Here is a 17,987-nt window from a genome sequence, read left to right on the forward strand (position 1 = left end):
CCCCGGTTCAGGGCTGGTCGGCGATGCCCGGGCCGAAGGTGAGCAGGGCACCGTCCTGCAGGCCCAGTTTCTCGGCCTGGCCGGCGTTGAGCTCCAGCACGTAGCGGGCCGGGCCGCTGCTGGGATAGGGCGGGCACCGGTCGCCGGCCGAGCACGGCGGCACGTCGCGCTGCTGGCTGACCAGCCGGCGCTCGTCGTCGAAGTACAGGATATCCAGCGCGATCCGGGTGTTCTTCATCCAGTAGGCCTGCAGTTCCTCGCGGTCGTGCAGGAACAGCATGCCGTGGTCGACCGGCATCTCGTCGCGGAACATCAGGCCGCGGGTACGGGCTTCGTCATTGGTCGCCAGTTCCACCTGGTAGCGCGCGCCCCCCAGTTCGACCCAGTGGCTGGCCCCGGCGCTGGCGCAGCCGGACAGGGTGAGCAGCAGGAGCAACGGCAGCAGCAGACGCATCAGGGGCATACGCGGACCTCACAGGGGAGCCGGCACGGGCGTGCCGGCGGGAGTATCAGAACACCTTCGGCGGTTCGCCGCCAACAATCACCACGTCGGCCGGGCGGCGCGCGAACAGCCCCACGCAGACCACGCCGGGCAGCTGGTTGAGCTCGCGCTCCAGTGCGACCGGGTCGGTGATCTGCAGGTTGTGGATGTCCAGGATCTGGTTGCCGTTGTCGGTGACCACGCCTTCGCGCCACGCCGGCTGGCCGCCGGTCATGTCCATGATGGTGCGTGCAACCGCGCTGCGTGCCATGGGAATCACTTCCACCGGCAGCGGGAAGCGGCCCAGCACCGGCACCTGCTTGCTCGGGTCGATGATGCAGACGAAACGTTCGCTGGCTTCGGCGATGATCTTTTCGCGGGTCAATGCAGCGCCACCGCCCTTGATCAGGCACTTGTTGCCGTCGCATTCGTCGGCACCGTCCACGTACAGGGACAACCTGCCGGAGTGGTTGAGCTCCATCACTTCGATCCCGTGCTGGCGCAGCCGCGCGGTGCTCTGCTCCGAGCTGGACACGGTGGCCTTGATGCGATGCTGGATGCGGGCCAGGCCGTCGATGAAGTAGGCAACGGTGGAACCGGTGCCGACGCCGACGATCATGTCGTCTTCGACGTATTCCAGGGCTTTTTCTGCGGCAAGGCGTTTGGCTTCGGACATGGCGGGAAACTCGTACGGGAAAGGGGTCAGTGCTTTTCGAGAGACAGCAGCAGCTTCCACTGCGCGGCGGTGACCGGCAGGATCGACAGCCGGTTGCCGCGCGCGATCAGCGGAAACCCTTCGCCCAGTGCGTCGGCGTGCAGCTTGATCTCGTCCAGTGGAATGGTGTCGCGCAGCTTGCGCTCGAAGGCCACGTCCACCAGCAGCCAGCGCGGCGTTTCACGCGTGGCCTTGGGGTCGTAGTAGTCGGACTTCGGATTGAACTGGGTCTCGTCCGGGTACGCCTCGGTGGCCACCGTGGCGATTCCCACGATGCCCGGCACCTTGGTATTGGAGTGGTAGAACAGGACACCGTCGCCGACCTTCATGCCGTCGCGCATGAAGTTGCGCGCCTGGTAGTTGCGCACGCCGTTCCAGGGTTCCTGGCCCACGCGCTGGAGGTCGTCGATCGAGAAGGCGTCCGGTTCGGACTTCATCAGCCAGTAGCGCTTGCGTGCGGTCATGCGTCGTTCTGTTCGGGTAGGTAGCGACCAGGGGTCGGTACGGGGGTGATCGTCGTGGCGTCGGTACAGATCGCATCCACCGCTACGTCCCAGGGCTGCACCGGCAGTGCGTCGACCTGCTGCACCGAAAATCCGACACCGACCAGCCAGGGCGGCGCCGGGCGCGACTGGCGGAAGGCGAAGCTGCGATCATACCAGCCGCCCCCCATGCCAAGCCGTCGGCCCTGCACGTCGAACCCCACCAGCGGGGCCACCACCAGCGCCATCTGCGCTGGGGCGAGGGTGTCGCCAATGGCAACGTCGGGTTCGGGAATGCCGTAACGATTGGCCGTGAGTGGCTGTCCGGGACGCCATGGCGCGAAGCGCAGGGTGTCGCCGGCCAGCACCGGCAGACAATACGTGGCGGTGTCGGGCAGGCGCATCTGCCAACGGTGCAGGGCGATCTCGCCGTCCAGCGCCCAGTAGCCGGCCACGTGCCCGTCAGTGGGCGCGAAGGGCAGGGCCAGCAGCGCATCGGCAAGCTGTTCGGCGGCGGCCAGGCGCTGCGCGGCGGGGATGTCTCGGCGGCGTTGGCGCAGCTGCTGGCGCAGTGCGGAGCGCGGGTCGGTCATGCCTGGGTCCGTAAGAGCCGGATAAAACAAGAGCGACGTCCCGATGGGGCGTCGCTCTTGCCGGAATACTGCATTCTCCGCGGTGACGATGCGTGCGAAACGACCTTGAACCCGGGGTTCAAGTGGGTACGCTGGGACTCCTTCGGGCTTCCCGCTACAAGGCGGACCTGCACTCCCGGCGCCGTCGCGCACCCGTGGTCGTAATTAAGGGACAAGGCGAATGTTTGCACACGCCGTCGTTCACAGCAGAGAACGCACGGCCATTATAGCCAACCCGACCGGATCGGATACCCCGTTCGTCGGTCCAATTACACACCAATTCAGAACCATGAAAACCGCGTATGCATCGATGCACGCGTGCGGATCAGGCCCCGTCGATCGCCCGGTCCAGGCGCCTGTTCAGATCCGCCAGCGTCTGCTGCAGCGCCACCGCCTGGCGGGCGTGGTCGTCGCGCAGCTGCTGCAGCTCGTGCGCCAGGTTGAGCGCGGCCAGCACGGCAATCCGGTCGACCGCCGCCATCCGGTTGCTGCCGCGGATCTCGCGCATCTTGGCGTCCAGCAGGCGCGCGGCGGCGGTAAGGCTTTCGCGTTCGTCGGCGCCCACGCCCACGGTGTATTCGCGATCCAGGATGCGGACACTGACCGGTTCGGTCTGGCTCATGTGTGCTGCTCCAGCGATTTGAGCCGGGTGATCATGGCTTCGACCCGCGAGCGGGCCTGTTCGTTCTTGGCCAGCAGCTGCGAGCGCTCGTTGACCAGCGTCTCCTGCTGGTGGCGCAGGCTGCGGTTTTCCTCGGCCAGGCGCTGGTTGCGTTCCAGCAACGCCTCCACCCGGGCGGCAAAGGCCTGCAATTGGGCGATGGCATCGGCGGGTTCCATGTCCGGCACGATAGGCAAGGGGAGTGGAGGCGGTCAAGCGAATTCACGCGGGTCGACCTGCCCCCCGGTTGCCACCAGTGGATTGATACACTGTGACGCTGCCAACCCAGGGTTGTCGGTTGCGCCGGCACCCCACCTGATCGAGCCCCAAGATGACCGAACTTCCAAGTGTCAATGACGTGAACCAGGCCAGCCAGGCGGCGGGCCTGGGCGCCAGTGCGGCCGAGCTGCACGGCGGCCTGTGCGGCTGGCTGTCGGCCGGCGGTGCGCCGGTGCGCGAATGGCCGGCACGGGTGCTGGCCGACGACAACGCGCCGACCCCGGCGGAGGGCGATGCGCTGGACCAGTTGATGCGTGCCAGCGTGGCGCAGCTGGAGGACCGCGACTTCGCCTTCGAGCTGCTGCTCGGCGAGGGCGATGACACCGCAGCACAGGCCGACGCCCTGTTCACCTGGGCGCGCGCGTTCCTGGGCGGCTTCGGGCTGGGCGCGGGCGGCACCCGTCCGACGCTGTCGGAAGAGGGTGAGGAAGCGCTCAACGACCTGGCCAAGCTGGCCCAGGCGTCGAGCGAGGACTTCGAAAGCGGCAACGATGACGACGAAGATGCGCTGGCGGAAATCGAGGAGTTCATCCGCGTGGCGGTGCTGATCCTGCACGGCGACTGCGTGATGGCGGCGCGCCACCGGCAGCGCCTGAACTGAGATGGACATCCACGCGTTGACCGGCATTTCCGCGGCCGAGTATGCCGCGCGTCGCCAGCAGTTGATGGAAATGGCAGGCGATGACGCCATCCTGGTGCTGCCGGCGGCCGCCGAACGGGTGCGCAGCCTGGATACGCATTACCCGTTCCGCCAGGATTCGGATTTCTGGTACCTGAGCGGCTTCCCGGAGCCGGAGGCAGTGCTGGTGCTGATCCCCGGCCGCCGCCATGGCGAAGTGATCCTGTTCTGCCGCGAACGCGATGCCGCGCGCGAGGCGTGGGACGGTGCGCGTGCCGGGCAGGAAGGCGCGGTGGCGAACTACGGGATGGACGATGCGTACCCGATCGACGATCTGGACGACATCCTGCCGGGACTGCTGGAAGGGCGTTCGCGGGTGTACTACCACTTCGGTCGCGATGCCGAGTTCGACCTGAAGCTGATCGGCTGGGTCAACCGGGTGCGTTCGCAGGTGCGCCATGGCGCGCAGCCGCCGCACGAATTCCTGGAGCTGGGCCACCTGCTGCACGAGCAGCGCCTGTTCAAATCCAGCGCGGAAATCGCGTTGATGCAGCGCGCAGCGGACATCACCGTGCTGGCGCACCAGGCGGCGATGCAGGTAGCGCGGCCGGGCATCCACGAGTACGAACTGCAGGCCGACGTGGAGCGAGTGTTCCGCGCCCACGATGCCTGGGCGGCGTACGGCAGCATCGTCGGCACCGGTGCCAACGCCTGCATCCTGCACTACCGCGCCAACAACGCGCGCAGTCGCGATGGCGAACTGGTGCTGATCGATGCGGGTGCGGAGTATCGCGGCTATGCCAGCGACATCACCCGGACCTTCCCGGTCAACGGCCGCTTCAGTGCGGAGCAGCGCGCGCTGCACGACCTGGTGGGCGCGGCGCAGGCGGCAGCGCTGGCGCAGGCGCGCCCGGGCGTGCCCTATGAAGCGGGTCACCTGGCCGCGGTGCAGACCCTCACCGAGGGACTGCTGCAGCTGGGGCTGCTGAAGGGCACGCTGGAAGAGAACATCGCCGAAGGACACTACCAGCGTTTCTACCGGCACAAGACCGGGCACTGGCTGGGGCTGGACGTACACGACGTGGGCGACTACCGCCTGGCCGGCGATTCACGCCTGCTGGAAGTCGGCATGGCCTTCACCATCGAACCGGGCCTGTACATCGATGCGGACGACACCAGCGTGGAAGCGCGCTGGCGCGGGATCGGCATCCGTACCGAGGATGACGTGGTGATCACCGACAGCGGGCATCAGGTGCTGACGGCTGGGCTGGCGCGAAGTGCTGATGAGATTGAAACGGAGATGGCTTCTGGTCGCTGACTGCTGGGTTTGCGCTTAGAGCAGCGTTTCGGTTGCTACGTGCCGGGGAGGCCGACGGGCAGCCCCTTACGGGACACGCCGTGAATCCATCCATGGAGGCTTGTCAAAAACATCCATGTTTTTGACAGTCCCTACAGGGGCTGCCCGCCGGCCTCCCCCGACAGATGGCAGCGTGCGGATGGCAAGAGCAGACACGCATGGCGTGTCCCTACGCGGCGGGTGCGCGAATGGGGTTGAGGCCGGTTATGCGGTGGGTACGCGAATGGAGCTGGGGGCGGTAGCGTCGGTTCCCGAACGACGGCACGGAACGCCACGTCGTCCGGTAACGCATGAAAATGATCGACACCGCCGCTGATCTTCCGTGGTCACCGACATGCCGTCGAGGGTCGGCGGGGGCGGGTTTGCGGGACTGTAGAAAACATGGATGTTTTCTACAAGCCTCCATGGACGGATTCACGGCGTGTCCCGCAAACCCGCCCCCGCCGGCCCAGCTCAGGCCATGCGATGACCACCGGCTGTTTGCCGAAATGCATGAAGCAGCCGGGCAAAGCCCGGCTGCATGGGAAAGCGTCGACTGCCGTCACGCCTTGGCGAATTCCGGCCGGGTCAGGTTGTCCGCATCGCCTTCGGTGCACAGCACTTCATCTTCAATCCGGATGCCGCCATACGGACGGAAGAAGTCCACGCGGCTCCAGTCGATGCTGTCGCCATGGCCACGCTGCTTCACCTCGTCCAGCAGCATGTCGATGAAGTACACGCCCGGTTCGATCGTGACCACCATGCCCGGCTCCAGCGTGCGGGTCAGGCGCAGGTACGGGTGGCCGTCCGGGCGCTCGATGCGGCCGCCGCGGTCGCTGGCCGCGAAGCCGGCCACGTCGTGCACCTGCAGGCCGATCAGGTGGCCCAGCCCGTGCGGGAAGAACGCCGCGCTGACGCCGGTGGCCAACGCCGCTTCCGGCGAGACCTTGAGCACGCCGAAGTCCTTCAGGATGCCCATCAGCGAGAGGTGCGCGTCCACGTGCAGCTGCTTGTAATCCACGCCCGCGCGCACGCCAGCGCCCATCTGCTGCTGCGCCGCGTCGACCGCATCGACCATCGCCTGGAACTCGTCGTGGCCTGCCGCCGCGTAGGTGCGGGTGATGTCGCTGGCATAGCCGAACGCGCTGGCGCCGGCGTCGATGAGGAAGCTGCGCAGCGGCTGCGGTGCGCTGCGGCCGAGGTCGGTGTAATGCAGCACCGCCGCGTGTTCGTTGAGCCCGATGATGTTGCCGTAAGGCAGTTCGTTCGCGTCCTGGCCGACCGCGCTGCAGTAGGCCATGTGGATCTCGAACTCGCTGGCGCCGGCGCGGAATGCCGTCTCGGCGGCGCGGTGGCCACGCACGCCCAGGCGCTGGGCCTGGCGCATCAGCGCGATCTCGTACGCGGTCTTGTGGGCGCGGTGCCAGTCCAGGTAATGCAGCACCGGCTCCGGATTGTTGGGCACGAACGCGCCCAGCGCGCTCTGCGGCTCGCCCAGGATCGCGCAGCGCGCCGGGTCGCGCGGCAGCAGCGCGCGCGCGTCATCGGCGTTGCGGATGATCTCGATGTCGAAGTGCTCCACCCACCAGCCGTTGGGCGCATCCGGCACCACGTGCCAGTAATCGAACGGCTGGTGGAAGATCACCTTCGGGCGCTGGCCCGGGGTGTACACCAGCCAGCTGTTGGGCACCTTGGTCAGCGGCAGCCAGGCCTTGAAGTTCGGATTCACCGCATACGGGTAATCGCGGTCGTCAAACGCCTGATAGTGCAGGGTGCCGCTGGGAACCACCAGGTGGTCGAAACCGCCGCGTGCCAGCGCCTTGTCGGCGCGTTGGCAGAGCACGCGTACATGCTGGGAATACAGGGCGCCAAGGTCGGGCTGGTTCATCGCGGGGCTCATCAGGCAGTGCGGAATGCAGCCCCTGATTCTGCCGCAATCGGCCGCCGTGCGCTGTGCCGGAACCGGCACTCAGACCGCCGAAGATTCCTCGGCCACCCAGGCCCGCAGCCGGTCGCGGTGTTCGCGGCTGAGAGTGAGGAAGCGGAACCCGGCCCAGCTCTGCCCGGTGACGTGGCTGGGTTCGTTCCACAGCAGGTGCACGCCCACGTCCAGCGGGAACGGCTGGCCGTCCGCACCGGGAATGGCGAAGCGCAGCTGGTACAGCGCGTCGTCGTTCATCGGCACCGAGCACAGCATCAGCATGCCGGTCTCGGACACATTGCCCAGGCGGCCGATCACCGCTTCGGCCACGGTGTCGGTGACCGGGACCTGGTCGTCCACGTTGCGGCGCGGCGCGCGGCGGGTGTCGTCATTCATTGTCGGACTCCGCAGTGGACGGGGTACCGGCCAGCGAGCGCAGCGTGCGCAGGGTCGCCTGCCAGGCGCGATCGATCAGCCGGCTCTTGCCTTCGCTGACCAGGCGCGCCTGGCCGTGCGCCATCAACCGGGCGAGGGCGTCGAGAGAATGCTCGGCCACCTTCTGCCCGCGCGGATTGACGAACAGCGCGTTGTCGGTGATCAGGCTGTACCAGGACAGCCGCTGGCGACGGAGGTCGCCCTGCTGGTTGGTGGTGAATTCGAACCAGGTGCCGAACGGCAGCGTGCGCAGCTGGCGGTAGTAGTCCTCCTCGGCCGGGCTGCGCGCCAGCGGCGCCTCGCGCCGGTGTTCGGCACCGTCGGCCTGCTCGCCCAGCCGTGACCGCGCGCGGATGCGCGCGGTCAGTTCGGTGCGCGAGCTGGTGTCGTCTTCGCCGCCCGGGGTCGACAGTCGCCGGGCGATCGCCGATGCCTCGTCCTGGTGGTAGCCGACCTGCAGCAGCGCCGCTTCGACCTGCTGGCCGAGCTGGCTGTCGCTGTCGGCGCTGCCGGGCGGCTGGCACGTGACCTCGGCGATGCGCGCGGTTTCCTGCTCGCGCGCGTGCCATTGTTCGGAACCCTCACCGCTGCGCAGCAGGGTCAGGGTGAGGACGTCGGACCAGGCCTGCTTGAGCAGCGACTGCACGAAGCGGGGCGGGGCGGCCTGCATGCACAGCTGCTCGATGCTGGCACTGGCCTGCTGCTTGGCCGATTCCAACCGCTCCTTGCCGCGCGCAGCCTCGACATGGCGGCGCTCGGCCAGTTCGGCCTTGTGCGCCAGCGCGCGGAAATGCTGCTGGATCTCGTCATTGGCGGCGTCGAAAACCGCCGCGTCGCCCTGGTAGTCGGTGACCACCTTGTCCACGGCGCGGTCGAGCTTCTGCACCAGCTGCGGGTCGACATCCTCTTCGCCGAGCCAGTTGGCGCCCGCTTCGGCCACCGCGTTGAGCAGTTCGCGCGCCGGGTGCTGGTCGCGGACGAAGAAGGCCGGGTCGGACAACGCGGCGCGCGCCACCGGCACCTGCAGGCGGGTCAGCAGGTCCACCGCGGCCGCGTCGGGGCGGACCTCGCGGTGGATCTGGCCGTACAGCATGTCCAGCAGGTCGAAGGTGTCGGTGTCCTTGACGGTCAGGCTGGCCTGCGGGCCGTGGTCGGCGCGCACCTGCGCCAGCAGCGCGTTGTGCAGGTCGGCCATGCTGCGGCGCATGCCGGCGGTCTGCGCCTGCAGCTTGGCCAGGGTGGCGTGGACGGTGCCGCTGTCGATGGCGACGGCCGGCGGCGCCGGCGAAGCGGGCGGCTCGGTGCCGGCAGCCGGGACAGGCGGCACTGCCGGACCCTCCGCGCCGGCCTCGGCCGGGTGGGTCGCCGCGCCGTCGGCAGCGGGTCCGCCCGCGCCATGGCTGTGGCGGGCCGCGTCCAGCAGCTGGTGCAGCGCGGACAACGCCGGTGCGTTCATGTCGGCCGGGCTGGCCCCGGCCCCCTCGGCGGGAAGCGGCGGCGGGTTTGCGGCGGAACCGGCTGCAGCGGTCGCCCCGATCACCTCGCTGGTCATCGCCGCCCAGTTGCCGGTGCTGGACGAGCCGCTCCAGCCGGTCAACGGGCGGTTGGCCGCGCCCCCCTGTTCGCGGCCCGGTCCGCGCTCGGGCCCGGTCACGATGCGCCGGGTGGTGGCCGAGCGCGCCAGGTACGGGGTGTAGACCAGGCCCGGCAGGATCCCTTCGTGGGTCAGCAGGATGTTGGCGCGCTCCAGCAGCTCGCCCAGCCGCTCGATCAGCTGGCGGTCGAACACCCGGTACAGCGCCAGCTGGGTCTCCAGGCCCAGCGCGAACGACTCGCCCAGTTCACGGGCGATCCGGCACAGCACGTGCGGCCCGAACGGCAGGTCCTCCGCGTCGAAGGCCGGGCCGGCGGCCAGCACGCCGAAGCGCTGCCCGAGCAGCTGCAGCGCACTGGCCGAGCGCTGCGATTCGCGCCGGACGATGTCGGCCAGCACGATGTCGCGGTCGATGTCGGTGTCGGTGACCAAGGTCAACGTGGTCGCCGTGACCGCCTGCGCAGGCGCCGGCACATGGCGGATACGCGGCTCGCGCAGGGTGGCCAGTGCCGTGCCCAGTGCGTCGAGGAAGCGCGGCGCGAACTGCGTATTGACGTCGTGCAGGCGCCGGGCCTGGGCGTAGATGTCGGCCTGGATCTGGCTGTTGCGCGCGCGCTCGGCTTCGCGGAACAGCTCGCGTTCCAGTTCCACGATGGTCAGCTTGAGCGGCGCGTCCAGGGTCTTGCCGGCCAGCGCGTGCAGCGCGGCCAGCAGGCGACGCACGCGCGGCGGCGCATTGACGCCGGCGAACCGGGTCAGGTCGGATGGCGATGTAGGTGCGGACGCAGACATCCGTTGTAGGTTCCGGCTCCCCTGAGAGCAGAGAATCTACCGTCTCCACCGGTTCTACGGTAGTGCCGACCGTTGGTCGGCACCGCACCCTACAGGAACAGTTCCACCACGTCGTTGGTGAAACGCCGGCCCAGTTCGGTCGGCCGGACATGCTCACCGTCCACGGTCATCCAGCCGCGGGCAATCGCGGCCTGCAGGGGCGCGGCGATCCGCGACCGGTCCAGCCCGGTGCGCGATTCAAAGTCCTTGAAGCGGAACCCTTCATGCAGGCGCAGCAGGTTGAGCATGTATTCGAACGGCAGGCGCGCCGCGTCGATCACCTCGTCGCCGCCGATCGAGGCGGTGGTGCCGGCGGTGTCCATGTAGGTCTGCGGGTGCTTGTGCTTCCAGCGGCGCAGCACCTGCTGGCCCGCACCGCTGCTGATCTTGCCGTGGGCGCCGGCGCCGATCCCGAGATAGTCGCCAAAACGCCAGTAGTTCAGGTTGTGCTGGCTCTGCCGCCCCGGCCGCGCATAGGCGCTGACCTCGTACTGCGCATAGCCGGCGTCGGCCAGCAGGCGCTGGCAGTGCTCCTGCATGTCCCAGGCGTCGTCGTCGTCAGGGATGCCCTGCGGCGGTCGCGCGAAGAACACCGTGTTCGGTTCCAGGGTGAGCTGGTAGTGCGACAGGTGGGTAGGCTGCAGTGCGAACGCGCGTTCGAGATCATGTTCGGCCTGGGCCAGGGTCTGTTCCGGCAGCGCGTACATCAGGTCGATGTTGAAGTTGTCGTAGCCCGCATCCTGGGCCAGTTTCACCGCGCGCTCGGCTTCGCCGCTGTCGTGGATCCGGCCCAGGCGCTGCAGCGCCGCATCATTGAAGGTCTGGATGCCGAAGCTGATCCGGTTCACCCCGGCGGCGCGGTAGCGGTCGAAGCGGCCGTGCTCGGCGGTGCCCGGGTTGGTTTCCAGGGTCACTTCCAGGTTCGGGGCGAAACGCAGCCGTGCCGACGCGGCCTGCAGGAAGCGGTCGATCGCCTCCGGCGGGAACAGGCTGGGGGTGCCGCCGCCAAAGAACACGCTGTTGACCACCCGGCCCCAGACCAGCGGCAGGTCCTGGTCGAGGTCGCGGACCAGCGCATCGATGTAGGCCTCGAACGGCAGTTCGCCCTTGGCCTGGTGCGAATTGAAATCGCAGTACGGGCACTTGCGTACGCACCATGGCAGGTGCACGTACAGCGACAACGGCGGCGGTACCAGCGACACGCCGTGGTCGTGGTCGCAGCTTTCGCCCGGAAGGTGGTGGCAATCGTGGTCGGACATCGCGCTCATCGGTAGCGCCGGCCGCTGGCCGGCCCTCGGGAAATCATCAACATTCGATTCAGATCAACGCCGACAGCTTCTGCTTCAACACCTGCAGGGCCTTGCCGCGGTGGCTCATCGCGTTCTTTACGTCCGGCGCCATTTCCGCCGCGGTCTGGCCCAGCACGGTGTCCAGGAACAGCGGGTTGTAGCCGAAACCGTGGCTGCCGCGCAGCTCGTCGAGGATCTCGCCTTCCCAGCTGCCTTCGCAGATCAGCGGCTGCGGGTCGTCGGCATGGCGCAGCAGCACGATCACCGCATAAAAGCGTGCGGTACGGCTGCCGCCGGGCAAGTCGCGCATCGCCTCCAGCAGCTTGGCGTTGTTGGCCGCGTCATCGGTCGGGCTGCCGGCGTAGCGCGCGCTGTACAGGCCGGGCGCGCCTTGCAGTGCATCGACGATCAGGCCCGAATCGTCGGCCAGCGCCGGCAGGCCGGTGCTGGCGCAGGCGTGACGCGCCTTGATCAGCGCGTTCTCGACGAAGGTGAGGCCTGTCTCGGGGACGTCGCTGACGCCCAGCGCGCCCTGCGCCACGATCTCCAGCGGCAGGTCGGCCAACATGGCCTGCAGTTCCTTCAGCTTGCCGGCGTTGCCGCTGGCCAGTACCAGTTTCATCATTTCGGCTCCAGCAGGTCCCAGGTATTGCCGTACAGGTCGCGGAATACCGCGACCGTCGCATAGGCTTCCTCGCGCGGGGCTTCCAGGAACTCCACGCCGCGCGCGGTCATCGCCGCGTGGTCGCGATGGAAGTCGTCGGTGTTGAGGAAGAAGCCGACCCGGCCACCGGTCTGGTTGCCGATGCGGCTGCGCTGCTCGTCGGTGCTGGCGCGGGCCAGCAGCAGTCCGGCGGCAGTGCCGTCGGTCGGGCCCACCACCACCCAGCGCTTGCTGCCCTGGTCGATGTCCTCGAGCAGGGTGAAGCCGAGCTTGCCCGTATACCAGGCGATCGCCTCGTCGTAATCGGCCACCACCAGGGTGACCAGGGCAAGCCGCCGGTTCACGGCTGCGCCAGTGCGGCCTGCTGGGCCGCGAACAGGTCGGTGATGCCCTTTTCGGCCAGGGCCAGCAGCGCGTCCAGTTCATCGCGGCGGAACGCGTGGCCTTCGGCGGTGCCCTGCAGCTCGATGAAGCCGCCGCCGTCGTTCATCACCACGTTCATGTCGGTATCGCAATCGCTGTCTTCGGCGTAGTCCAGGTCCAGCACCGGGGTGCCGCGATAGACGCCAACCGAGACCGCGGCGACCGCGCCGAAGATCGGGTTGCGCTTGATGTCGCCGCGCTTGAGCAGCAGGTTCACCGCGTCCACCAGCGCCACGTAGGCACCGGTGATGGCCGCGGTACGGGTGCCGCCGTCGGCCTGCAGCACGTCGCAGTCCAGGGTGATGGTGCGTTCGCCGAGCGCGCCGCGGTCGATGCAGGCGCGCAGGGTGCGGCCGATCAGGCGCTGGATCTCCAGGGTACGGCCGCCCTGCTTGCCGCGTGCGGCTTCGCGGTCGTTGCGGGTGTGGGTGGAGCGCGGCAGCATGCCGTATTCGGCGGTGACCCAGCCTTCGCCCTTGCCGCGCAGGAAGCCCGGCACGCGGTTTTCCACGCTGGCGGTGCACAGCACGCGGGTTTCACCGAAGCTGACCAGCACCGAACCTTCGGCGTGTCGGGTGAAGGCGCGTTCGATGCGCACTTCGCGCAGCTGGTCGGCCTGGCGGCCGCTGGGACGGGGATCGGACATGGATGGATTCCGGTAAGACGGGGGATACGGTTCCGCGCCCGGCCGGGGACCGGCAGGCGAGGAGGCCTGGAGAAGGCCGCTAGGGTACCATTCCCCCTTTGAGAGCATCGGAAACCCCGAATGATTCGAAGCATGACCGCCTATGCCGGCGGCGAGCGCGCGACGCCGTGGGGCACGCTGGGGTGCGAGCTGCGCTCGGTCAACCACCGCTTCCTGGAAGTCGGCACGCGCCTGCCGGAAGAGCTGCGCGCGCTGGAGCCGCAGCTGCGCGAGCGGATCGCCGCCAGGCTGAGCCGCGGCAAGCTGGACCTGGTGATGCGCCTGCGCGCGCCGGAAACCGGCGCCAGCCTGCAGGTGAACGAACTCCTGCTGGGGCAGCTGGGCGCGCTCGCGCATCGGCTGACCTCCGATTTCCCCAACCTGCAGGTCAGCTTCACCGACCTGCTGCAGCTGCCGGGTGTGACCTTGGGTGAGGCCACCGACGCGCCTGCGCTGCAGGCAGAGGCCCTGGCCCTGCTGGACCAGGTGCTGGACGGCTTCGTGGCCGCGCGCGAGCGCGAGGGCGACAAACTGGCCACGGCGATCAGCGAGCGGGTTGACGCGATCGAGCGCATCGCCGCCGAGGTCACCACCCTGATCCCGCTGATCCGCGACGGACAGCGCAGCAAGCTGGCCGCCCGCCTGGCCGACCTGCCGCACCCGGTCGATCCCGGCCGCGCCGAGCAGGAACTGGTGCTGTGGCTGCAGAAGCTGGACGTGGACGAGGAGCTGGACCGGCTGCGCAGCCACATCGTGGAAATCCGCCGCGTGCTCACCCAGCGCGAGCCGGTCGGCCGCCGCCTGGACTTCCTGCTGCAGGAGTTCAACCGCGAAGCCAATACGCTGGGCTCCAAGTCGGTGGACAGCCGCACCTCCAATGCCGCCGTCGAGCTGAAGGTGCTGATCGACCAGATCCGCGAACAGGTGCAGAACATCGAATGAGCAGCCAGCCCCTCCAGAGTCCGGAACCCGCCCGCGGCACGCTGTACATCGTGGCCGCCCCGTCCGGGGCCGGCAAGAGCAGCATCGTCAACGCCACCCTGGCCCGCGACCCGCAGATCGCGCTGTCGATCTCGTTCACTTCGCGGGCGATGCGCCCGGGCGAAGTGAACGGCGAGCACTACCACTTCGTCAGCGCTCCCGAATTCGAGCGGATGATCGCCGCCGGCGACTTCTTCGAGCACGCCTGGGTGCATGGCGACTGGAAGGGCACCGCACGGCAGTCGGTGGAGCCGCAGCTGGCCGCCGGGCAGGACGTCCTGCTGGAGATCGACTGGCAGGGCGCCCAGCAGGTCCGCCAGCTGGTCCCGGGCACGGTGACGGTGTTCATCCTGCCGCCGTCCCGCCAGGCCCTGCAGGACCGGATGCGCAAGCGCGGGCAGGACAGCGAGGCGGTGATCGCCCAGCGCCTGGCTGCCGCGCGCGAGGAAATGCTGCATTTCAACGACTTCGACTACGTCATCGTCAACGAAGTGTTCGAGACCGCCGTGGACGAGCTGTGCGCCATCTTCACCGCCAGCCGCCTGCGCCGCGAGTCGCAGAAAGTCCGCCACGCCGGCCTGATCCAGGCCCTGCTGACCCAGGATGGCAACGGCAACTGACTGATTCACAAGGGGCGGGTAGCGGGTCGGCTTGATTTTGTCCAGCCCCTGCCGGTACACTCCGTCCCCTTTCCCTCATTCGATTGAGCAGCCCGCGCCGGCTGCCGGGAGCCCGCATGGCCCGCATCACCGTAGAAGATTGTCTGGAAGTCGTGAACAACCGTTTCGAGCTGGTCATGATGGCGTCCAAGCGCGCCCGTCAGCTGGCCAATGGCGTCCAGGCTACCCTGGACAACAGCGAAACCGAAGACAAGCCGACCGTGCTGGCGCTGCGCGAAATCGCCGCGCGCAAGATCGACAACGCGCTGATCGACGAAGTCGAGAAGGCCGAACGCGAGCGCGCCGAGCGTGAAGCACTGGAATGGGCCGCTGCCGAAGTCGTTGCCGACGAAGACATGTCCAAGAACGACGACTGATCGCGCAGGCGATCACCGTTGTCCACGAACAGCCCGCCCCTGGCGGGCTGTTTGCGTTATGGGCGGTCACGACCGTTGGTCGTGACGCGCGGCATCCACGCCCGGTAGGTCACGACCGTTGGTCGTGACGCGCGATCGCAACACGCAATAGTTTGCCGATATCCGCCCGCTGGAATAGTCTTCCAGCCATGAACCCAGGCCCCTCTGCCAAGGTCGCCGCGTCACCCGGCGCGGCCGTACCCGACTATGTCCTCCAGCTTGAACGCGCGGCCCACTACCTGCCGCCCGAGCAGTTGCCGTTGCTGCGCCGTGCCTGGGAAGTCGGCGCCTCGGCGCATGCGGGGCAGACCCGCAAGTCCGGCGAACCGTACATCACCCACCCGGTAGCCGTGGCCCAGGTGCTGGCCGAACTCGGCCTGGACGTGGAAGCGCTGATCGCCGCGATCCTGCACGACACCATCGAAGACACCCCGCTGACCCGGGAGGAACTGGCCGCCGAGTTCGGCGAAGCGGTGGCCGAGCTGGTGGACGGCGTCACCAAGCTGGACAAGCTGAAGTTCCGCGACCGCCAGGAAGCGGCCGCCGAAAGCTTCCGCAAGATGCTGCTGGCGATGTCGCGCGACCTGCGCGTGATCATGATCAAGCTGGCCGACCGCCTGCACAACATGCGCACCCTGGGCGCGCAGAGCAGCGAGGCACGTGGGCGCATCGCGCGCGAAACCCTGGAAATCTACGCCCCGATCGCGCAGCGGCTGGGCATGAGCCTGGTCAAGAGCGAACTGCAGAACCTGGGCTTCAAGGCGCTGTACCCGTGGCGCCACGCGATCCTTGAAAAGCACATCCGCAGCCAGCCGGTGGTGCGCCGCGAGGCCATGGCCCAGGTGGAGGTGCAGTTGTCGCAGCGGCTGGCCAAGGAAGGGCTGGAGCACCGGCTGGTGAGCCGGATCAAGACCCCGTGGAGCATCTACAACAAGATGCGCGACGAGAACAAATCCTTCGACCAGGTCATGGACGTGTTCGGATTCCGCCTGGTCGTGCGCAGCGTGCCCAACGCCTACCACGCGCTTGGCGCGGTGCACGCCACCTTCAAGCCGCTCGACGGGCGCTTCCGCGATTTCATCGCCATTCCCAAGGCCAACGGCTACCAGTCGCTGCATACCGTATTGTTCGGGCCGTACGGCTCGCCGATCGAAGTGCAGATCCGGACCGAGGAAATGGACCTGATCGCCGAGCGCGGCGTGGCCGCGCACTGGACCTACAAGTTCGGTGGCGACAGCCCCAACAGCGCGCAGAGCCGCGCCCACGCCTGGATCGTCGAGCTGATCGATTCGCAGCGCGCGGCCGGTTCTTCGCTGGAGTTCCTCGACAACGTCAAGGTCGACCTGTTCCCGGACGAGGTCTACCTGTTCACCCCCAAGGGCAAGATCCTGGCCCTGCCGCGCAACTCCACCGCGCTGGACTTTGCCTACGCGGTGCACACCGACGTCGGCAACATGGCGGTGGCTTCGCGCGTGGACAAGAAGCTGGTGCCGCTGCGCACCAAGCTGGTCAGCGGGCAGACCGTGGAAGTGATCACCGCGCGCTCGGCCACGCCCAAGCCGCAATGGCTGGAGTTCGTGGTCAGCTCCAAGGCACGCACCGCGATCCGCCACCAGCTCAAGCAGCTCGAACATGAAGATGCCGTGCAGCTGGGCCATCGCATGCTCGACCGCGCGCTGGAAGCGATGGACAGCTCGCTGGAACGGCTGCCCAAGGGGCGGCTGGACGCGTTCCTGGCCGAGCACCGCTACCCCCGCCTGGAGGCCCTGCTGGCCGAGGTTGCGCTGGGCAACTGGATGCCCAACCAGGCCGCGCAGGCGCTGATGGCCTATGCCGAACTGCGCGGAGGCGCGCATTCGAAGCATTCGCAGGAAAAGATCCTGATCAACGGCAGCGAACGCGGCGTGGTCAGCTTCGCCAACTGCTGCCAGCCGATTCCCGGCGACGAGATCATGGGCTACCACACCGCCGGCAAGGGCATCGTGGTGCACCGCCTGGACTGCCCGAACCTGGCCGAACTGCGCAAGTCGCCCGAACGCTGGGTGCCGATCGGCTGGGATACCACCGTGTCCGGCGACTACGACACCGCGCTGGTGGTGGAAGTGGAGAACGGCACCGGCGTGCTGGCGCAGCTGGCCGCGGCGATCGCGCAGAGCCATTCCAACATCGAGCGGGTCGACTACCTGGACCGCGACTTCAACGCCGCGGTGCTGGCCTTCAACATCCAGGTCCGCGACCGCAACCACCTGGCCGAAGTCATGCGCCGCCTGCGACGTTTGTCAGTAGTCCAGTCCGTGCGACGCCAATGATCGAAACGTATCAATGACGTAGAGCCACGCCCTGCGTGGCTGGCCGCGCAAAGCGCGGCAATGATCGAAACCGGCACCCCGAAGCCACGCAGGGCGTGGCTCTACGCTGGCCTGCGCAAAGCGCGGCAATGATCGAAACCGATACAATGGCCCACCATTGTTCGACATATCGAGGCAACCATGTCCCGCCAGATCATCAACACCGAAAACGCACCGGCCGCCATCGGTCCGTACTCGCAGGCCGTGCGTGCCGGCAACACCGTGTACTTCTCCGGCCAGATCCCGCTGGACCCGGCCACCGGCGACATCGTCGGTGTCGGTGACGTCGAAGCGCAGGCCCGTCGTGCGTTCGACAACCTCAAGGCCGTGGCCGAAGCCGCGGGCGGCTCGCTGGACAAGGTGGTCCGCCTGGGCCTGTACCTGACCGACCTGGCCGAATTCGCCAAGGTCAACGCGGTCATGCAGGACTACTTCCAGGCGCCGTTCCCGGCCCGTTCCACCATCGAAGTGTCCGGCCTGCCCAAGGGCGCCAACTTCGAGGTCGACGCGGTCATGGTCATCGACTGATCGCATCC

At 68.0% G+C, this 17,987-nt stretch carries 20 protein-coding genes and 1 other RNA gene; 7 read left to right on the forward strand and 14 right to left on the reverse strand.

Annotation, left to right across the window (positions count from 1 at the left end; all coding sequences use genetic code 11):
• Nucleotides 1-7: 7 nt before the first annotated feature.
• From FSZ13_RS09595 to FSZ13_RS09625, 7 genes are all read right to left on the reverse strand, one after another.
• On the reverse strand, nucleotides 8-463 hold the full coding sequence (locus tag FSZ13_RS09595; RefSeq protein ID WP_186308883.1) for a DUF192 domain-containing protein: 456 nt from the start codon (nucleotides 461-463) through the stop codon (nucleotides 8-10).
• Nucleotides 464-509: 46 nt separating this feature from the next.
• Nucleotides 510-1,157, reverse strand: coding sequence for a ribose-5-phosphate isomerase RpiA (gene rpiA / locus FSZ13_RS09600; protein ID WP_145479298.1), 648 nt, complete (start codon nucleotides 1,155-1,157; stop codon nucleotides 510-512).
• A 26-nt stretch (nucleotides 1,158-1,183) separates the two neighbouring features.
• The gene (locus FSZ13_RS09605; RefSeq protein WP_145479299.1) at nucleotides 1,184-1,660 is read right to left on the reverse strand and encodes an EVE domain-containing protein; all 477 of its coding nucleotides are present in this window, start codon (nucleotides 1,658-1,660) and stop codon (nucleotides 1,184-1,186) included.
• A complete protein-coding gene (locus FSZ13_RS09610) occupies nucleotides 1,657-2,271 on the reverse strand; it encodes a 5-formyltetrahydrofolate cyclo-ligase (protein ID WP_145479300.1) in 615 nt (204 codons plus the stop codon). The genes FSZ13_RS09605 and FSZ13_RS09610 overlap by 4 nt, the downstream gene beginning before the upstream one ends.
• 70 nt (nucleotides 2,272-2,341) lie before the next feature.
• Nucleotides 2,342-2,526: non-coding RNA, 6S RNA (gene ssrS / locus FSZ13_RS09615), on the reverse strand.
• Between the two features lie 109 nt (nucleotides 2,527-2,635).
• The gene (locus FSZ13_RS09620; protein WP_145479301.1) at nucleotides 2,636-2,932 is read right to left on the reverse strand and encodes a cell division protein ZapA; all 297 of its coding nucleotides are present in this window, start codon (nucleotides 2,930-2,932) and stop codon (nucleotides 2,636-2,638) included.
• Nucleotides 2,929-3,150, reverse strand: a complete 222-nt coding sequence (locus tag FSZ13_RS09625) for a TIGR02449 family protein (RefSeq protein ID WP_145479302.1) — start codon at nucleotides 3,148-3,150, stop codon at nucleotides 2,929-2,931. The genes FSZ13_RS09620 and FSZ13_RS09625 overlap by 4 nt, the downstream gene beginning before the upstream one ends.
• A 152-nt stretch (nucleotides 3,151-3,302) precedes the next feature.
• On the opposite strand from FSZ13_RS09625, the gene FSZ13_RS09630 reads away from it, so the two are divergent.
• Both FSZ13_RS09630 and FSZ13_RS09635 read left to right on the forward strand, forming a co-directional pair.
• The gene (locus tag FSZ13_RS09630) at nucleotides 3,303-3,851 is read left to right on the forward strand and encodes a UPF0149 family protein (protein WP_145479303.1); all 549 of its coding nucleotides are present in this window, start codon (nucleotides 3,303-3,305) and stop codon (nucleotides 3,849-3,851) included.
• Nucleotides 3,852-3,858: 7 nt separating this feature from the next.
• The gene (locus FSZ13_RS09635; protein ID WP_145479522.1) at nucleotides 3,859-5,187 is read left to right on the forward strand and encodes an aminopeptidase P N-terminal domain-containing protein; all 1,329 of its coding nucleotides are present in this window, start codon (nucleotides 3,859-3,861) and stop codon (nucleotides 5,185-5,187) included.
• A 580-nt stretch (nucleotides 5,188-5,767) separates the two neighbouring features.
• Here FSZ13_RS09635 and pepQ read toward each other — a convergent pair.
• From pepQ to rph, 7 genes are all read right to left on the reverse strand, one after another.
• A complete protein-coding gene (gene pepQ, locus FSZ13_RS09640; protein ID WP_145479304.1) occupies nucleotides 5,768-7,093 on the reverse strand; it encodes a Xaa-Pro dipeptidase in 1,326 nt (441 codons plus the stop codon).
• Nucleotides 7,094-7,174: 81 nt separating this feature from the next.
• Nucleotides 7,175-7,522 carry a PilZ domain-containing protein gene (locus FSZ13_RS09645; protein WP_145479305.1) on the reverse strand — a complete coding sequence of 116 codons (348 nt, stop codon included), beginning with the start codon at nucleotides 7,520-7,522 and terminating at the stop codon, nucleotides 7,175-7,177.
• The gene (locus FSZ13_RS09650) at nucleotides 7,515-9,947 is read right to left on the reverse strand and encodes a DUF1631 domain-containing protein (protein WP_145479306.1); all 2,433 of its coding nucleotides are present in this window, start codon (nucleotides 9,945-9,947) and stop codon (nucleotides 7,515-7,517) included. Before FSZ13_RS09650 ends, FSZ13_RS09645 begins: the two co-directional genes overlap by 8 nt.
• An 89-nt stretch (nucleotides 9,948-10,036) precedes the next feature.
• The gene (hemW, locus tag FSZ13_RS09655) at nucleotides 10,037-11,245 is read right to left on the reverse strand and encodes a radical SAM family heme chaperone HemW (RefSeq protein WP_260844149.1); all 1,209 of its coding nucleotides are present in this window, start codon (nucleotides 11,243-11,245) and stop codon (nucleotides 10,037-10,039) included.
• Nucleotides 11,246-11,303: 58 nt separating this feature from the next.
• On the reverse strand, nucleotides 11,304-11,900 hold the full coding sequence (gene rdgB / locus FSZ13_RS09660; protein WP_186308884.1) for an RdgB/HAM1 family non-canonical purine NTP pyrophosphatase: 597 nt from the start codon (nucleotides 11,898-11,900) through the stop codon (nucleotides 11,304-11,306).
• Nucleotides 11,897-12,283, reverse strand: a complete 387-nt coding sequence (locus FSZ13_RS09665) for a VOC family protein (RefSeq protein WP_145479307.1) — start codon at nucleotides 12,281-12,283, stop codon at nucleotides 11,897-11,899. Before FSZ13_RS09665 ends, rdgB begins: the two co-directional genes overlap by 4 nt.
• A complete protein-coding gene (gene rph, locus FSZ13_RS09670; protein WP_145479308.1) occupies nucleotides 12,280-13,008 on the reverse strand; it encodes a ribonuclease PH in 729 nt (242 codons plus the stop codon). Before rph ends, FSZ13_RS09665 begins: the two co-directional genes overlap by 4 nt.
• Before the next feature lie 120 nt (nucleotides 13,009-13,128).
• Between rph and FSZ13_RS09675 the strand changes: the two genes are divergently transcribed.
• The 5 genes from FSZ13_RS09675 to FSZ13_RS09695 all read left to right on the forward strand — a co-directional run bounded on the left by FSZ13_RS09675 (nucleotide 13,129) and on the right by FSZ13_RS09695 (nucleotide 17,979).
• Nucleotides 13,129-13,989, forward strand: coding sequence for a YicC/YloC family endoribonuclease (locus tag FSZ13_RS09675; protein WP_145479309.1), 861 nt, complete (start codon nucleotides 13,129-13,131; stop codon nucleotides 13,987-13,989).
• On the forward strand, nucleotides 13,986-14,648 hold the full coding sequence (gene gmk, locus FSZ13_RS09680; protein WP_145479310.1) for a guanylate kinase: 663 nt from the start codon (nucleotides 13,986-13,988) through the stop codon (nucleotides 14,646-14,648). The genes FSZ13_RS09675 and gmk overlap by 4 nt, the downstream gene beginning before the upstream one ends.
• Before the next feature lie 116 nt (nucleotides 14,649-14,764).
• Nucleotides 14,765-15,064 carry a DNA-directed RNA polymerase subunit omega gene (gene rpoZ / locus FSZ13_RS09685; protein WP_005410877.1) on the forward strand — a complete coding sequence of 100 codons (300 nt, stop codon included), beginning with the start codon at nucleotides 14,765-14,767 and terminating at the stop codon, nucleotides 15,062-15,064.
• A gap of 188 nt (nucleotides 15,065-15,252) precedes the next feature.
• A complete protein-coding gene (locus FSZ13_RS09690; RefSeq protein WP_145479311.1) occupies nucleotides 15,253-17,412 on the forward strand; it encodes a RelA/SpoT family protein in 2,160 nt (719 codons plus the stop codon).
• A 180-nt stretch (nucleotides 17,413-17,592) separates the two neighbouring features.
• Entirely contained in the window at nucleotides 17,593-17,979 is a 387-nt protein-coding gene (locus FSZ13_RS09695; RefSeq protein WP_145479312.1) for a RidA family protein, read from the forward strand.
• Nucleotides 17,980-17,987 lie beyond the last annotated feature (8 nt).

The sequence above is a fragment of the Stenotrophomonas rhizophila genome, assembly GCF_007667275.1.
GTDB classification, from domain to species: Bacteria; Pseudomonadota; Gammaproteobacteria; order Xanthomonadales; family Xanthomonadaceae; genus Stenotrophomonas; species Stenotrophomonas maltophilia_AE.